This window comes from Pseudomonas sp. SORGH_AS_0211, assembly GCF_031453455.1.
Classification (GTDB): domain Bacteria; phylum Pseudomonadota; class Gammaproteobacteria; order Pseudomonadales; family Pseudomonadaceae; genus Chryseomonas; species Chryseomonas aestiva.
On the sequence record NZ_JAVIZV010000001.1, the window covers coordinates 1,181,443 to 1,197,828 of the forward strand.

Here is a 16,386-nt window from a genome sequence, read left to right on the forward strand (position 1 = left end):
GAGTCACCCATGCCCACAGCCTTCCCCCGCCGTTCCCTCCTGGCCGCCGGCCTCTCCCTTGGCCTGCTCGCCGCCGGCACCGCCCAGGCCGACAGCTGGTGCGCCAGCAAGCCGGTGAAGTTCGCCGGGGTGAACTGGGAGAGCGGCATGCTGCTCTCCGAATTGATGGGCTTCGTCCTGCAGCACGGCTATGACTGCAAGGTGGACAGCATTCCTGGTAACTCCATCACCCTGGAGCAGGCGCTGGGCAACAACGACATCCAGGTGTTCGCCGAGGAGTGGATCGGTCGCAGCGAGGCCTGGAACAAGGCCGCTGCGGCCGGCAAGGTGGTCGGTGTGGGCGCGCCCATCGAAGGCGCCACCGAAGGCTGGTATGTGCCGCGCTATCTGGTGGAAGGCGAGGGCGCCAAGGCACCCAAGCTGAAGAGCATCGCCGACCTGGCTCAGTACGCCGAGTTGTTTCGCGATCCGGAAGAACCGGGCAAGGGCCGCTTCTACAATTGCCCCGCCGGCTGGACCTGTGAACTGGAGAACACCCAGATGCTGCAGAGCTACGGCCTGAGCGACAAGTACACCAACTTCCGCCCCGGCACCGGACCGGCGCTGGATGCGGCCATCGTCTCCGCCACCCGGCGCAAGCAGCCGATCCTCACCTACTACTGGTCGCCAACGCCGCTGCTGGGTCGGGTCGACATGGTGCAGCTCACGCCGCGTGACGGCGAAGCCAAGCGCATCCAGGTGCAGGCCGGCCTCTCCAAGCCTTTCCACGACGGGGCCCCCGAGCTGGTGGCCGTGCTGAGTCGGGTCAATGTGCCCATCGAGCTGCTCAACCGCACCCTGGCCGAGCAGGCCGAAGCCAAGCAGGACGCCCCCGCTGCCGCCAAGGCGCTGCTCAAGGCCCATCCCGAACTGTGGCAGGCCTGGGTGACCGACGCCGCGGCGCGCAGCAAGATCCAGGCGGCGCTCTAGGATGTTTCCCGAAGGTCTGACCTTTTCCTTCGCCGACGCCGTCAATCGCGGTGTCGACTGGCTGGTGACTCGCTACGGCGACGTCTTCCGGACCATCTCCGACACCCTGCTGCAGGCCATCGTCTGGCTCGAAGGCCTGCTGCGCGGCACCCCCTGGTGGGCGCTGCTGCTGATCGTCGCGGCTCTGGCCGCCCATGCCACCCGGCGGGTGTTGCCGACCCTGCTGATCACCGGACTGCTGTTCCTGGTCGGCGCCCTGGGGCTGTGGGACAAGCTGATGCAGACCCTAGCCCTGGTGCTGGTCGCCACCGCCATCGCGGTGATCATTGGCATCCCCCTGGGCATCCTCTGCGCTCGTAGTGCCCGTCTGCGGCTGGTGCTGATGCCGCTATTGGACATCATGCAGACCATGCCCAGCTTCGTGTACCTGATCCCGGTGCTGATGCTGTTCGGCCTGGGCAAGGTGCCGGCGATCTTCGCCACCGTGATCTATGCCGCGCCGCCGCTGATCCGCCTCACCGACCTGGGCATCCGCCAGGTCGATCGCGAGGTCATGGAAGCGGTCAACGCCTTTGGCGCCAGTCGCTGGCAGCAGCTGTTCGGCGTGCAGCTGCCGCTGGCGCTGCCAAGCATCATGGCCGGCATCAACCAGACCACCATGATGGCGCTGTCCATGGTGGTGATCGCCTCCATGATCGGCGCCCGCGGTCTTGGTGAAGAGGTGCTGGTGGGTATCCAGACCCTGGACGTGGGCAAGGGGCTGCAGGCGGGTCTGGCCATCGTCATTCTCGCCGTGGTCATCGACCGCATCACCCAGGCCTATGGCCGCCAGCGCCACGAGGTGGAGCGATGAAGATCGTCGTCGAGCGGGTCTCCAAGATCTTCGGCAAACGCGAGCAGGCAGCCCTGGCCCTGCTTCGCGAGCGACACGACAAGGCCGACATCCTCGCCCGTACGGGTTGCGTGGTGGGGGTGGACGATCTGTCCCTGGAAATCGCCGAAGGCGAGATCTTCGTCATCATGGGCCTCTCCGGTTCCGGCAAGTCGACCTTGGTGCGTCACTTCAACCGGCTGATCGATCCAAGCAGCGGGCGCATCCTCATCGATGGCCAGGACATTCTACAGCTGCCGCTGCCGGCGCTGCGCGAATTGCGCCGCCAGCGCATCAGCATGGTGTTCCAGAGCTTCGGCCTACTGCCCCATCGACGGGTGCTGGACAACGTCGCCTACGGACTCAAGGTGCGGGGCGAGCCCAAGGCGGTCTGTCGCGAACGGGCGCTGCACTGGCTCGAGGTGGTGGGTCTGGCCGGCTACGAGCGCAAGTGGCCGCACCAGCTCTCCGGCGGTATGCGCCAGCGGGTCGGCCTGGCCCGTGCCCTGGCGGCCGATACCGAGATCATCCTGATGGACGAGGCCTTTTCCGCCCTCGATCCACTGATCCGCGCCGAGATGCAGGAGCAACTGCTGGAGCTGCAACAGCGCCTGCACAAGACCATCGTCTTCATCACCCATGACCTGGACGAGGCCCTGCGCCTGGGCAATCGCATCGCCATCCTGCGTGACGGTCGGCTGGTGCAGGTGGGCACCCCGGCGGACATCCTCGGCCAGCCGGCCGACGACTATGTGGCGCGCTTCGTTCAGCGGCGTACCGCTGCGACAGTTTGAAACAATTGCGGCAGAGGCCTTCACGAGCATTTCACAGATGCGAAGCTCTGATGGTGAGACCTGCGGCCTGACCCTGTCAGGCCTTTCTCTTCCCACTGGAACCGCGCCGCAATGGACTATCTGCTACAACTCGCCGCCGACCCGACCGTCTGGGCTGCTCTCGCCACCTTGATCGTGATGGAAGTGGTGCTGGGCATCGACAACCTCATCTTCATCTCCATCCTGACCAACAAGCTGCCCGCGCACCAACAGCAGAAGGGCCGCCGCATCGGCATCAGCCTGGCGCTGATCCTGCGCCTGGGTCTGCTCGGTACCGTGGCCTGGATCGTCCAGCTCACCGAGCCCATCATCGAGGTGTTCGGCAAGAGCTTTTCCTGGAAGGACCTGATCCTCATCGCCGGTGGCCTGTTCCTGCTGTGGAAGGCGACCAAGGAGATCCATCACAACGTCGATCCCGAGCCCGACAGCGCCCTGAGCAAGGGCGGCGAGACGGCGACCCTCGCCTTCGGTTCGGCCATCGTGCAGATCCTCCTGCTGGACCTGGTGTTCTCGGTGGACAGCATCATCACCGCCGTCGGCATGACCGAGCACCTGCCGGTGATGGTGATCGCGGTGGTGGTGGCGGTGACCGTCATGTTGCTGGCGGCCGACCCCCTGGCCAGGTTCATCAACGACAACCCCACCGTCGTGATGCTGGCGCTGGGCTTCCTGATCATGATCGGCATGACCCTGATCGCCGAAGGTTTCGGCGCCCATGTGCCCAAGGGCTACATCTACGCGGCCATGGCCTTCTCGGCGCTGATCGAGGGCCTGAACATGCTGTCGCGGCGAGCCAAGCGTCGCCAGCAGGCTGCCGGCAAGTGAGGGCAGGGCGTGTCGGAAAAGGCCTTGTTACATTCCGGCACGCCTATTGCTAACAATAACTGGCAAGTCTAGGCACTATCGGTCAAGACCTTTGTCATAGCAGCGTCACACGTGAGGTTTACAACTGAAGTCATGAACATACAAGCCCAAGCCCAGAACGCCATGCATGCCCTCAGCGCCGCTTTCGCGCCGATGAGCTGCGTCATCGACGCGCCCAGCAAGCGTGGTTTTTCCTTCATCGTCGTCAACGAGCATGGCGTGGCCAAGCACACCCGCCGGATCTACCGCGACGAATACAGCAACCCGAGCCGCCTGCAGGCCATCATCGACAGCACCCGCCTGGCCATCGCCGGCTGAGATTCAGCCGGCTCCCGCTCCACCCCTCCCGCTTTACCGTCTGCGCCCCACCCGAGCTACGGGTGTACCGGCGGCAGATAGGCCAACGTTCCCCCCAACAGCCATAGCAGCACCAGCACCAGGGGTGCATGGACCAGCAGCTGCACGAAGGAAAAGCCGACCAGGTCGCGCGCCTTCAGCCCCAGCACGCCCAGCAGCGGCAGCATGTAGAAGGGATTGATCAGATTCGGCAATGCCTCGGCGGCGTTGTAGATCTGCACGGCCCAGCCCAGGTGATACTGCAGATCGTTGGCCACCTGCATCACATAGGGCGCCTCGATGATCCACTTGCCCCCGCCTGAGGGGATGAAGAACCCCAGCAGCGCCGAGTAGACGCCCATCAGCAGGGCGAAGGTGTCGTGGGTGGCGATCTGGGTGAAAAATGCTGCGATATGGTGCGCCAGGGTCTGGCCATCGCCGCCATTGACCTTGGTCAGGATGGCGGCGATGGAGCCGTACAGCGGAAACTGGATCAGCACCCCGGTGGTGGCCGGCACGGCGCGGGCCACGGCGTCGAGGAAATGCCGCGGCCGCCAGTGCAGCAGGGCGCCCAGGGAGATGAACAGCAGGTTGTAGGTGTTCAGCCCGGAAATGGCCTCGATGGCCGGCTTGCTGGCGAATTCCTGCACCAGCCAGCCCGCGGCCAGGAGCACCAGCAGGATGATCAGGATCGGGCTGTATTCCAGCCATTCGCCTGGACGGGTCGGCGTAGCGGCCGGCTTGGGCGCCGGGGTGACGTCGACGCCACAGGCACGGGCATCGCGCGCACTGTCCGGTCCGGGCGCGGTGACATAGGCGATCACCGCCGAGACCACCAGCAGCACCAGCAGCAGGGCGCCGGATTGCCAAAGGAACAGCGTCTGGCTGAAGGGAATCACCCCGGTGATGGCGAGGATCGAGGGCGGCAGGCTGGCCGGATTGGCCTGCAGCTGCGCCGCCGACGACGACAGCCCCAGCGCCCAGACCGCGCCCAGGCCCAGGTAGGCCGCGGCGCCGGCGGCGCGATAGTCCATCTTGAGTTCTTCGCGGCGGGCCAGGGCGCGCACCAGCAGGCCGCCGAACACCAGGCTCAGGCCCCAGTTGAGCAGGGAGGCGAGCATGGCCACCAGGGCCACCCAGCACACCGCGCCGCGTCCGGTACGGGGCACCCGCGCCAGGCGCTCGATCAGGGCGCCCGGCCGGACCGGAACTGGCCACCACATAGCCGCCGATGACCACGAAGGCCATCTGCATGGTGAAGGGAATCAGACTCCAGAAACCGTCGCCAAAGGCCTTGGCGGTCTTGGCCGCCGGCGCGCCCATGCCGAGGGCGGCCAGGGCCACCACGGCCACGGCGAGCACGGCGAACACCCAGGAATCGGGAAACCAGCGCTCGGCCCAGTTGGAACAGGCCAGGGCGAACCGCGCGCTGCGCGAATCGCGGGAGGGGGTTGAACTCATGGGAGATCCTTTTGTTGTTGTTTTTCAGGGGAACATCAGGCGTAGCGTGGAAAACGGCGCAGCCTTTTCCACGCGGTTGGGGTCATATCGCGGCCATGGGCCGCTCCTACAGTGTGTCCGTATCTGTAGGAGCGGCCCACGGCCGCGATAGGGACTAGCGCCGCTCCACCGCCAGGGCCACGCCCTGGCCACCGCCGATGCACAGGGTCGCCAGGCCCCGCCGACCCTCGCGCCGACGCAATTCGTGCAGCAGGGTCACCAGCACCCGGCAACCCGAGGCGCCGATGGGATGGCCCAGGGCGATGGCGCCGCCGTTGACGTTGACCTTGTCGTCATCCCAACCCAGCTCCTGGCCCACGGCCAGGGCCTGGGCGGCGAAGGCTTCGTTGGCCTCGATCAGGTCCAGGTCGGCCAGTTGCCAGCCGGCCTTTTCCAGGGTTTTGCGGGTGGCCGAGACCGGGCCGATGCCCATGATCGCCGGGTCCACTCCGGCGCTGGCATAGGCGGCGATATGGGCCAGCGGCATCAGGCCAAGGGCGGCAGCCCTGGTCGCGCTCATTACCAGCACCGCGGCGGCTCCGTCGTTGAGGCTGGAGGCGTTGCCGGCGGTGACGCTGCCGTCCTTGGCGAAGGCCGGCCGCAGGCGGGCCAGGCCCTCGGCGCTGGTATCGGCGCGGATGCCTTCGTCGGTGTCGAACAGCAGCGGCTCGCCCTTGCGCTGGGGGATGGCCACCGGGGTGATCTCCTCGCGGAAACGCCCGGATTCCACCGCCGCCGCGGCGCGCTGCTGGGAGCGGGCAGCGAAGGCATCCTGGGCCTCGCGGCTGATCTGGTACTGCTGCACCAGATTCTCCGCGGTCTGGCCCATGTGGTAGTCGTTGAAGGCATCCCACAGCCCATCACTGATCATGGAGTCGACCAGCTCGGCATGGCCCAGCCGCAAGCCGGTACGCACCTTGGGCAGCACATAGGGCGCCAGGCTCATGTTCTCCATACCGCCGGCGACGACGATCTCGGCGTCGCCGCAGCGGATCGCCTGGACCGCCAGCTGCACCGCCTTGAGGCCGGAGCCGCAGACCTTGTTCAGGGTCAGGGCCGGCACCTCGTGGGGCAGGCCGGCCTTGACCGCTGCCTGGCGCGCCGGATTCTGGCCGGCGCCGGCGGTGAGCACCTGGCCGAGGATGACCTCATCCACCGCGGCAGGCGCCACGCCGGTCTGCTCCAGCAGGGTGCGGATGACGGTGGCGCCGAGCTCCACCGCGGGTACAGTGGCCAGCGAGCCCTGGAAACTGCCGACCGCGGTGCGGGTGGCTGCGACGATGACGACGTCTTGCATGGTTGAACTCTCCTCAGGCCTGGATGGGGGCGCCGGTGGCGGCGCGTAGTTCATCGAGGCTCACGCCTTCGGCCAGTTCCACCAGCCTGAGGCCACCTTCGGTCACCTCCAGCACGGCCAGGTCGGTGATGATCAGGTCGACCACGCCGACTCCGGTCAGCGGCAGGTCGCAGGCCGGCAGGATCTTGTGGGCGCCCTTGGCGGTGTGCTCCATCAGCACCACCACGCGCTGTACGCCGGCCACCAGGTCCATGGCGCCGCCCATGCCCTTGACCATCTTGCCGGGGATCATCCAGTTGGCCAGATCGCCTTGTTCCGACACCTGCATGGCACCGAGGATAGCGAGGTTGACGTGGCCGCCGCGGATCATGCCGAAGCTCGCGGCGCTGTCGAAATAGCTGCTGCCGGGCAGGGCGGTGACGGTCTGCTTGCCGGCGTTGATGAGGTCCGGATCGACCGTCTCGGCGGTGGGGAAGGGGCCGATGCCCAGCAGGCCGTTTTCCGACTGCAGCCAGACGTCCATGCCGGCGGGAATGTAGTTGGCGACGAGGGTCGGCAAGCCGATGCCGAGGTTGACGTAGAAGCCGTCCTGCAGCTCCCGGGCGGCGCGTTGCGCCATCTGTTCGCGGGTCCAGGCCATCTTACTTCTCCTCGCTCAGGGTACGTTTCTCGATGCGTTTCTCGGGCTTGGCGTTGACCACCAGGCGCTGCACGAAGATGCCGGGCAGGTGGATCTGGTCGGGATCCAGCTCGCCGACTTCCACCAGCTCTTCCACCTCGGCGATGCAGACGCGACCGGCCATGGCGCACAGCGGATTGAAGTTGCGCGCGGTCTTGTTGAACACCAGGTTGCCGGCCTTGTCGGCGCGTTGCGCCTTGACCAGGGCCACGTCGGCGGTCAGCGCCAGTTCCATGACATGGGGCAGGCCGTTGAAGTCGCGTACCTCCTTGCCCTCGGCCACCAGGGTGCCGTAGCCGGTGCGGGTATAGAACGCCGGAATGCCCGCGCCGCCGGCGCGCAGCTTCTCGGCCAGGGTGCCCTGGGGAGTGAATTCCAGCTCCAGCTCGCCGGCCAGGTACTGGCGCTCGAATTCCTTGTTCTCGCCCACGTAGGAGGAAATCATCTTGCGGATCTGCCGGGTCTCCAGCAGCTGGCCGAGGCCGAAGCCATCCACCCCGGCGTTGTTGCTGATGGCGGTCAGCTCGCGGGCGCCGGTATCGCGCAGGGCGGCGATCAGCGCCTCGGGGATACCGCAGAGGCCGAAGCCGCCCACGGCCAGGGTGATGCCGTCGCTGACCAGCCCGTCGAGGGCGGCCGCGGCGTTGGGATAGAGCTTGTTCATGATGGAGATCCTCTTGTCGTTATTGGGCGGTCCAGCCGCCGTCCATGGTCCAGGCGGCGCCGCGCACCTGGGCCGCGGCCTCGCTGCACAGGAACAGTGCCAGCTCGCCCAGCTGGTCGGTGGTGACGAATTCCTGCGACGGCTGCTTTTCGCTGAGCAGGTCGCGCCGCGCCTGGTCCGGATCGCTGCCACGGCTGTCCAGCTGCTGCTGGATCAGCGGGGTGAGCACGAAGCCCGGGCACAGCGCGTTGCAGGTGATGCCGGTGCGTGCGGTCTCCAGGGCGGTGACCTTGGTCAGGCCCACCACGCCGTGCTTGGCGGCCACATAGGCCGCCTTGCCGGTGGAGGCGACCAGGCCGTGCACCGAGGAGATGTTGACGATGCGGCCCCAATCCCGTTCGCGCATGCCCGGCAGCGCCAGGCGGGTGGTGTGGAAGACCGCCGAGAGATTGAGCGCGATCACCGCGTCCCAGCGTTCCACCGGAAAGTCTTCCACCGGCGCCACGTGCTGGATGCCGGCGTTGTTGACCAGGATGTCGACGCCGCCGAAGTCGCGTTTGGCGTAGGCGAAGAGGTCTTCGATCTCTTCCGGCCTGGACAGGTCGGCGCCGTGGAAGCCACTGCGGGCGGCCAGGCTGGCCTGGGCCGCAGCGGGATCGCCGAAGCCGTTGAGAATGAGGGTGGCGCCGGCGGCGGCCAGGCGCTGGGCGATGCCCAGGCCGATGCCGCTGGTGGAGCCGGTGACCAAGGCGGTCTTGCCGGTGAGGTCCATGGTGGTCTCCTTAGACGAGGCCGGTCAGGTAGTAGAGGGCGATGACGAAGAACACCGCCACGGTCTTGATCAGGGTGATCTTGAACACCCCGCCGTAGGCTTCGCGGTGGGTCAGGCCGGTCACTGCCAGCAGGGTGATGACCGCGCCGTTGTGCGGCAGGGTGTCCATGCCGCCACTGGCCATGGCCGCCACCCGGTGGAGGACTTCCAGTGGGATGCCCGCGCCATTGGCGGCGGCGATGAAGGTGTCGCTCATGGCCGCCAGGGCGATGCTCATGCCGCCCGAGGCGGAACCGGTGATGCCGGCCAGCAGGGTCACGCTCACCGCCTCGTTGATCAGCGGGTCGGGGATGGCCTTGAGGCCCTGGGCGAACAGCACGAAGCCGGGCAGGGCGGCGATCACCGCGCCGAAGCCGTATTCCGACGCCGTGTTCATCCCGGCCAGCAGGGCGCCGGAGACGGCGGTCTTGCTGCCTTCGGCGAGCCGGCCGCGGATGGCGCCGAAACCGGTGGCCAGCACCAGCAGGATGCCCGCCAGCAGCGCGCCTTCCACCGCCCAGATGCCGGTCAGCTTGGCCACCTCCTGGGTCACCGGCTTGGCCATGCCGGGCAGGGCCAGGTTATGGGTGGCGCCGTACCAGTCGGGAATCCAGCGGGTCAGCAGCAGGTTGAGCACGCCCACCAGCACCAGCGGCGCCAGGGCCAGCCAGGGATTGGGCAACGGCAGGTCGGCGGCGGTCTCGGGCTCGTTGCGCAGCGGCACGCTGGCATAGCCTTCGCCGCTATTGCGGGCCTTGCGCCGGGCGCTGCCGAGGTAGGTGAGGCCCACGGCGATGACGAACAGCGAACCGGCCAAGCCCAGCCAGGGCGCGGCCCAGGCGGTGGTCTGGAAGAAGCTGGTGGGGATGATGTTCTGGATCTGCGGCGTGCCGGGCAGGGCGTCCATGGTGAAGGAGAAGGCGCCCAGGGCGATGGTCGCCGGGATCAGCCGCTTGGGGATGTCGCTCTGGCGAAACATCTCCGCAGCGAAGGGATAGACGGCGAAGACCACCACGAACAGCGAGACGCCGCCATAGGTCAGCAGGGCGCACACCGCGACGATCACCGGGATGGCCCGCTCGCGACCGAGCAGGCGGATGGCCGCGGCGACGATGGCGCGGGAAAAGCCCGACAGCTCGATCAGCTTGCCGAACAGGGCGCCCAGCATGAACACCGGGAAGTAGAGTTTGAGAAAGCCCACCATCTTGTCCATGAACACCCCGGTGAAGGCGGGCGCCACGGCGGACGGATCGGTGAGCAGCACGGCGCCGAGGGCGGCGAGCGGGGCGAAGAGGATGACACTGAAACCCCGGTAGGCGGCGAACATCAGCAGCGCCAGGGCGGCGAGTGCGATCAGGACACTCATGGCTTCTCCTAGGGCTTCGCCTGGGGCGAAGCGGTTTTTGTTGTTATAGGGGCGATGCGGAGATCGCCCGAACGCAGGAGCCAGAACCGTGCCAGTTTGTTAAGCCATTGTTTTATTTAGTTTTTTATTTCGAAGTCAGCTAGCTGCTCAAAATTTTTCTCAAAAAGTGGACGCCGTAGGTTGGGTTGAGCGAAGCGAAGCCCACCATCAGCCTACGGTCGGCAATGTTGAGCTTCGACGATAAAGCCGTCTCAACCCAACCTACGGCGTGACTCTGTAGGAGCAGCCCATGGCCGCGATTGATTAGCTATCGCGGCCATGGGCCGCTCCTACAGGTCGTGTCTCTATATATGGACATGTCTCATGCTTGAGACGTCAGTCCCAACGCCACCAGCTTCTTGTACAGCGTGGACCGCCCCAGGCCCAGGCGGCGCGCCGCTTCGTCCACCTTGCCACCGCAGGCGGCCAGGGCGCCCTGCAGCAGCTCGCGATCGAAGCGCTGGCGGGCTTCGGCGTAGGTTTCGCCGGTCCGGTAACTGATCGCCTCGCCCGTCGTCGAGGTGGCGGGGGCGATGCCCAGGGCCGCCGCCAGCGCGGCGGCATCCAGCTGGCTGTCGTCACCCAGTAGCACGGCGCGCTCCAGCACGTTGCGCAACTCGCGCACGTTGCCGGGCCAGGGTTGGCGCTGCAGCAGCGCCAGGCCGTCGGCAGTGAATTCGGGCATTGGCTGTCCGTTCAGCTTGCGCAGGTCAGCGAGGATGGCCTCGGCCAGCACCCTCAGGTCGTCGAGGCGTTCCCGCAGCGGCGGGATGCGGATCGGCAGTACGTTGAGCCGGTAATAGAGATCGGCGCGAAAGCGCCCCTCGGCCACGGCGACGTCCAGGTCGCGGGAGGTGGCGGCGATCATGCGCACGTCGCAGGCCAGCACCTCGTTGGAGCCCAGCGGCTCGTACTCCTTTTCCTGCAATACCCGCAGCAGCTTGGCCTGCAAGGCCAGCGGCATGTCGCCGATCTCGTCGAGAAACAGGGTACCGCCCTGGGCGATCTGCAGCTTGCCCGGTCGTGCGCGCCGTTCGGCCCCGGTAAAGGCGCCGGGCGCGGTACCGAAGAATTCCGCTTCCAGCAGGCTTTCCGGGATGGCCGCGGCATTGATGCTGACAAAGGGCCGCCCGGCGCGTGGAGAGGCGCCGTGGATGGCGTGGGCCAGCAACTCCTTGCCGGTACCGGTCTCGCCCAAGAGCAGCACCGCGGCCTCGCTGGCGGCGGCGCGGCGGGCGCGACGCTTGACTTCCAGGCTGGCCGGTCCGCTGCCGACGAAGTGGCCGAAGCCGTACTTGGCGGTGCGGGCATGCTGCAGCGAGCGCCGGGTGGTGGCCAGCTCCTCCTGGATGCGCAGGTAGCGGGTCACCAGCGGTGCCAGTTGCTGCAGCTGGTCGAACAGGGCGAAGCCGATGGCGCCGATCAACTCGCCCTCGTCGGTATGGATCGGCAGGCGCATCACCACCAGCGGTCCGTTGCGGGTCTCCAGCATGTCCAGCAGGATCGGCTGGCCATTGCGCGCCACCTCGCGCAGCAGGCTGTGGGGAATGATCTGTTCCACCGGCTGACCGATGGCGGCGGCGGCATCCGGCAGGCCGAAGTGCTGGGCGTATCTCTGGTTGATCCAGACGATACGCGCCTCGCGGTCGACGATCACCGTGCCGTTGCTGGTCTGCTCGATGATTTCGAACAGCGAGCGGATCGCCCGCTGGCGGATCTCGGCGTAGTCTTCCAGCCCGGGCAGACCCGGCGGGGTGCGACTCATGGCTTCAGCGCATGGCGCAGCTGGTGCAGGCGCCGCTGGACGATACGCTCGCGCCGCGCCGCGTCCCAATCATAGAAGCCCGCACCACTGCGCAGTCCGGTGCGGCCGGCGGCCACCTGATCCTCCAGCAGCTGCAGTGGGGCCTCGTCCCGCGCCAGGGTCGGCCAGAGGTGGCTGGCGATGTCGCGAAAGGTGTCCAGGCCGCCCATGTCCGCCGCCTCCAGCGGACCGACCATGGCATAGCGCCGACCCAGGGAGGCGCGCATCACCCGGTCCACCGTCTCGGCATCCGCCGCGCCGCTCTGCACGATGTGCAGGGCCTCGCGCAGCAGGGCGAATTGCAGGCGATTGCCGACGAAGCCGGGAATGGCGCGCTGCAGCACCACGGCTTCCAGGTCGGCGGCTTCCAGCAGTTGGCGTACGGCCTCCAGATGAGCGGGCAGGGTGGCCGTGCCAGGCACCAGCTCCACCAGAGGGATGAAGTGCGGCGGATTCCAGAAGTGGGCGATCAGCAGGCGCTCGGGATGGCGCAGGTGCGCGGCCAGCTCGTCCGGTGGCAGGCCGCTGGTGTTGCTGGCGATCAGGGCCTCGGGGCGCAGCACGGCTTCGAGCTGCGCATAGAGCTGGTGCTTGAGCTCCAGGCGCTCGGGCACGGCTTCGAACAGCAGGTCGCAGTCGGCGAGATCGGCCAGGTCGGTCGTAGTGGTCAGGCGGGCGATGATCGCCTCGGTGTCCACCGCGATGTCGGCTTCTTCCAGCTCGGCGAGCAGGGTGCGTGCGGTGGCGGCCACCTCGGCGAGGCGGGCGGGGTCGACGTCCTGCAGCCGCACGGCATGGCCGTGGCGCGCCAGGTGCACGGCGATGCCGATGCCCATGAGACCGGAACCCAGGACGGCGAGGCGTGGCGTGGTCATGATCTTTTCCTTGTGAGACGGCCGCGGCAACCGTCTCACACTTGACTGCCCCCGGCCAAGGCACGGCGCGCTGCCTTGCACCAAAGGCGGGCCCCGGTAATGGATTCGGTACAGGACCCCGGGCTCTGTCACGCCCCTTGGCAGGGTCTGGCATGGGCGCTGCTACAGGACAGGCACGTCCATCTCGAGGAGTCCCTTATGAGCAACGCCGGCAACGACTATCCCCTGAGCGAAGTCCCGCCCCACGCCCGCAAGGGGCTGGCCTCCCTGGCCATGGTGCTGCTGGGCTTCACCTTCTTCACCGCCACCATGTTCGCCGGTGGCAAGCTGGGGGTGGCCTTCGGTTTCGCGGACCTGCTGCTGGTGATCGCCCTCGGCAATCTGCTGCTGGGTCTCTATGCCGCGGCCCTTGGCCATATCGCCTGTCGCAGCGGCCTCAACTCGGTGCTGATGGGGCGCTTCGCCTTCGGCGAGCGCGGCAGCAAGCTGTGCGACCTCATCCTCGGCTTCACCCAGATCGGCTGGTACGCCTGGGGTACGGCCACCGCCGCCGTGGTGCTGGGCAAGTACTTCGGCCTGGAGCAGGGCGCGGTGCTGGCGCTGATGGCGGTGTTCGGCCTGGGCTTCTGCGCCACCGCCTACATCGGCTACCGGGGTCTGGAGATCCTCTCCTGGATCGCCGTGCCGGCCATGGCGCTGCTGCTGATCCTGTCCATGAGCGTGACCACCGCCAAGGCCGGTGGCCTGGCCGGCCTGCTGGCGATCCAGCCCAGCAGCAGCCTGGACCTGTCCACCGCCATCACCCTGGTATTCGGCACCTTCGTCAGTGGTGCCACCCAGGCCACCAACTGGACGCGCTTCGCCCGCTCCACCCGGGTGGCGGTACTGGCCAGCCTGATCGGCTTCTTCCTCGGCAACGGCCTGATGGTGCTGATCGGCGCCTATGGCGCCATCGTCTACCAGCAACCGGACGTGGTCGAGGTGCTGATGCTGCAGGGCTTCGCCACCGCCGCCCTGGCCATGCTGCTGCTCAACATCTGGAGCACCCAGGACAACACCATCTACAACTTCGCCGTGGCCGGCTGCAACCTGGTGCGCACCAGCCGCCGCAAGACGGTGACCCTGGCTGGCGCCCTGATCGGCACCGCCCTGGCGCTGCTGGGCATGTACGACCTGCTGGTGCCCTATCTGGTCCTGCTCGGCACGGTGATCCCGCCCATCGGCGGGGTGATCGTCGCCGACTTCTGGCTGCGCCACCGCGGCCGCTATCCGCTGCTCGCCGAGGCCCGCCTGCCGCACTACAACTGGCCGGGTCTGGCCGCCTATGGGCTGGGCACCGTCGCCGCCTTCGGCTCACCCTGGGTCGCGCCCCTGGTGGGCATCGGGGTGGCGGCGCTCGGCTATGGCGTGTTCAATGGCCTGAGTCGCGGTCGTCGTACCGCCGCCCCCGCTTCGCTCTAGGAGATCGACCATGCGCATCCTCAACGCCCGCCTGCGTGACCGCGAAGGCCTGTACGACATCCGCCTCGAAGGCGGACGCATCGCCGCCATCGCCGAGCAACTCATGCCTCCCGCGGTGGGGCCGGACGACCTCGACGCCGGCGGCAACCTGGTGGTGCCGCCCTTCGTCGAGCCGCATATCCACCTCGATGCCACCCTGACCGCCGGCGAGCCGCGCTGGAACATGAGCGGCACCCTGTTCGAAGGCATCGAATGCTGGGGCGAGCGCAAGGCCACCATCACCCAGGAAGACACCAAGACCCGCGCCACGCGCACCATCCGCGCCCTGGCCGCTCACGGCATCCAGCACGTGCGTACCCATGTCGATGTCACCGATCCCTCGCTCGCCGCGCTCAAGGCCATGCTGGAGGTGCGCGAGGAAACCAGCCACCTGATCGACCTGCAGATCGTCGCCTTTCCCCAGGAGGGCATCGAGGCCTTCAAGAACGGGCGCGAGCTGATGGAGGAGTCGATCCGCCTGGGCGCCGATGTGGTCGGCGGCATCCCGCACTTCGAATACACCCGTGACCAGGGCGTGAGCTCGGTGAAATTCCTCATGGACCTGGCCGAGCGCACCGGCTGCCTGGTGGACGTCCATTGCGACGAGACCGACGATCCCCACTCGCGCTTTCTCGAGGTACTGGCCGAAGAGGCGCGCAGCCGCGGCATGGGTGCCCGGGTCACCGCCAGCCACACCACCGCCATGGGTTCCTACGACAACGCCTACTGCGCCAAGCTGTTCCGCCTGCTGACCCATGCCGGCATCAACTTCATCTCCTGCCCGACCGAGAGCATCCACCTGCAGGGCCGCTTCGACAGCTTTCCCAAGCGCCGTGGCGTAACCCGGGTCAACGAGTTGCTGGAGGCCGGCCTGAACGTCTGCTTCGCCCAGGATTCCATCGTCGATCCCTGGTATCCGCTGGGCAACGGCAACATCCTGCGCGTGCTGGAGGCTGGGCTGCACATCTGCCACATGCTCGGCTATCGCAACCTGCAATCGGCGCTGGACCTGGTCACGGTGAACAGTGCCAAGGCGCTGTGCCTGGGCGACCGCTATGGCCTGGAGGAGGGGCGGCCAGCCAACCTGCTGGTGCTGTCCGCCGACAGCGACTACGAGATGGTCCGCAGCCAGGGCCTGCCGCTGTATTCCATCCGTAACGGCAAGGTGCTGATGCAGCGCCGCCCGGCCCAGGTGGAGCTGGCGGATCGCTAACGGGTGACGGTCAGGGCGGTCCGGTGGTCCGCAGATGCGGACCGGCTTATGCCAGTCGCTGGCGATTTTTCGGGACCGGAAAAGACCTGATCATCACTCGGACAAACCTCTCCCTCTGGGAGAGGGGGCCGGGCCTACGCAGGCGCGGTCACGATCACCTTGGGTTGGGTTGAGAGGGCGGTATCGTCGAAGCCCAACGTTGGCGGTGTTGGGCTTCGCTGGCGCTCAACCCAACCTGCGAAAACCTACCGCCCGCTTTCCGCGAAATCCCGTAGCGCCGCACCGTCCAGGCGATAGCGCACCCACTCGCCCTGCGCCTTGGCGCCCAGGCTTTCATAGAAGTCGATGGCCGGGGTGTTCCAGTCCAGCACGCTCCATTCCAGGCGGCCGCAGTCGTTGGCCACCGCCTCCCGAGCCAGTTCGCGCAGCAGCCCCTTGCCCAGGCCGGTGCCGCGGGCGCTGGGACTCACATAGAGGTCTTCCAGGTAGATGCCGTTGCGGCCCAGCCAGGTGGAATAGCTGTAGAAGTACACGGCATAGCCCACTACCGCGCCCTCGTGCTCGGCGACCAGCGCCCGGGTCGGAGTATCGGCGGCGAACAGCGTGGCCTCGATCTGGGCCGGGCTGGCGAGTACCTCGTGGACGGCCTTTTCATAGTCGGCCAATTCGACGATCAGTTCGTGGATGCGGGTGGCGTCTTCGCGGCGGGCGGGGCGGATCTGGGTGGTCATGGGTACCTTGGTCTGGTCGCGGGGCGGCGCCGAC

15 protein-coding genes and 1 pseudogene are annotated in these 16,386 nt (G+C 67.3%); 7 read left to right on the top strand and 9 right to left on the bottom strand.

The genetic code is table 11. From position 1 onward, the window contains the following. Positions 1 to 9 precede the first annotated feature (9 nt). The 5 genes from QE393_RS05430 to QE393_RS05450 all read left to right on the top strand — a co-directional run bounded on the left by QE393_RS05430 (position 10) and on the right by QE393_RS05450 (position 3,855). Entirely contained in the window at positions 10 to 969 is a 960-nt protein-coding gene (locus tag QE393_RS05430; protein WP_273809363.1) for an ABC transporter substrate-binding protein, read from the top strand. A 1-nt stretch (position 970) separates the two neighbouring features. Beyond that, positions 971 to 1,822 carry a proline/glycine betaine ABC transporter permease gene (locus tag QE393_RS05435; protein WP_133859486.1) on the top strand — a complete coding sequence of 284 codons (852 nt, stop codon included), beginning with the start codon at positions 971 to 973 and terminating at the stop codon, positions 1,820 to 1,822. Next, entirely contained in the window at positions 1,819 to 2,634 is an 816-nt protein-coding gene (locus QE393_RS05440) for a betaine/proline/choline family ABC transporter ATP-binding protein (RefSeq protein WP_310042449.1), read from the top strand. The genes QE393_RS05435 and QE393_RS05440 overlap by 4 nt, the downstream gene beginning before the upstream one ends. A 111-nt stretch (positions 2,635 to 2,745) precedes the next feature. Continuing rightward, positions 2,746 to 3,498: a TerC family protein gene (locus QE393_RS05445; protein ID WP_007159038.1), complete on the top strand. Its 753-nt coding sequence runs from the start codon at positions 2,746 to 2,748 to the stop codon at positions 3,496 to 3,498. Between the two features lie 132 nt (positions 3,499 to 3,630). Further along, the gene (locus QE393_RS05450) at positions 3,631 to 3,855 is read left to right on the top strand and encodes a hypothetical protein (protein ID WP_007159037.1); all 225 of its coding nucleotides are present in this window, start codon (positions 3,631 to 3,633) and stop codon (positions 3,853 to 3,855) included. Between the two features lie 56 nt (positions 3,856 to 3,911). Here the strand turns inward: QE393_RS05450 and QE393_RS05455 are convergent. The 8 genes and pseudogenes from QE393_RS05455 to QE393_RS05490 all read right to left on the bottom strand — a co-directional run bounded on the left by QE393_RS05455 (position 3,912) and on the right by QE393_RS05490 (position 12,908). Next, a pseudogene (locus QE393_RS05455) lies at positions 3,912 to 5,334 on the bottom strand (short-chain fatty acid transporter). Positions 5,335 to 5,488: 154 nt separating this feature from the next. Next, positions 5,489 to 6,670 (bottom strand): acetyl-CoA C-acetyltransferase, encoded by a 1,182-nt coding sequence (locus QE393_RS05460; RefSeq protein ID WP_310042456.1) that lies wholly within the window; start codon positions 6,668 to 6,670, stop codon positions 5,489 to 5,491. A 13-nt stretch (positions 6,671 to 6,683) separates the two neighbouring features. Further along, positions 6,684 to 7,310 (bottom strand): CoA transferase subunit B, encoded by a 627-nt coding sequence (locus QE393_RS05465; protein ID WP_077173209.1) that lies wholly within the window; start codon positions 7,308 to 7,310, stop codon positions 6,684 to 6,686. A 1-nt stretch (position 7,311) separates the two neighbouring features. Next, the gene (locus QE393_RS05470) at positions 7,312 to 8,013 is read right to left on the bottom strand and encodes a CoA transferase subunit A (RefSeq protein ID WP_310042459.1); all 702 of its coding nucleotides are present in this window, start codon (positions 8,011 to 8,013) and stop codon (positions 7,312 to 7,314) included. Positions 8,014 to 8,032: 19 nt separating this feature from the next. Then, complete coding sequence (locus QE393_RS05475; RefSeq protein WP_273809371.1) at positions 8,033 to 8,785, bottom strand: 3-hydroxybutyrate dehydrogenase; 753 nt, start codon at positions 8,783 to 8,785, stop codon at positions 8,033 to 8,035. A gap of 10 nt (positions 8,786 to 8,795) precedes the next feature. Further along, on the bottom strand, positions 8,796 to 10,190 hold the full coding sequence (locus QE393_RS05480) for a GntP family permease (protein WP_158896688.1): 1,395 nt from the start codon (positions 10,188 to 10,190) through the stop codon (positions 8,796 to 8,798). A 361-nt stretch (positions 10,191 to 10,551) separates the two neighbouring features. Beyond that, complete coding sequence (locus tag QE393_RS05485; RefSeq protein ID WP_273809373.1) at positions 10,552 to 11,994, bottom strand: sigma-54-dependent Fis family transcriptional regulator; 1,443 nt, start codon at positions 11,992 to 11,994, stop codon at positions 10,552 to 10,554. Continuing rightward, complete coding sequence (locus tag QE393_RS05490; RefSeq protein WP_273809374.1) at positions 11,991 to 12,908, bottom strand: 3-hydroxyacyl-CoA dehydrogenase family protein; 918 nt, start codon at positions 12,906 to 12,908, stop codon at positions 11,991 to 11,993. The genes QE393_RS05485 and QE393_RS05490 overlap by 4 nt, the downstream gene beginning before the upstream one ends. Before the next feature lie 198 nt (positions 12,909 to 13,106). Here QE393_RS05490 and codB point away from each other — a divergent pair, with 198 nt between their 5' ends. After that, positions 13,107 to 14,369 (top strand): cytosine permease, encoded by a 1,263-nt coding sequence (gene codB / locus QE393_RS05495; RefSeq protein ID WP_273809376.1) that lies wholly within the window; start codon positions 13,107 to 13,109, stop codon positions 14,367 to 14,369. Positions 14,370 to 14,379: 10 nt separating this feature from the next. Then, a complete protein-coding gene (codA, locus tag QE393_RS05500; protein WP_310042465.1) occupies positions 14,380 to 15,621 on the top strand; it encodes a cytosine deaminase in 1,242 nt (413 codons plus the stop codon). Positions 15,622 to 15,866: 245 nt separating this feature from the next. On the opposite strand, the gene QE393_RS05505 is transcribed toward codA, so the two are convergent. Next, entirely contained in the window at positions 15,867 to 16,352 is a 486-nt protein-coding gene (locus tag QE393_RS05505; protein WP_310042466.1) for a GNAT family N-acetyltransferase, read from the bottom strand. Positions 16,353 to 16,386 lie beyond the last annotated feature (34 nt).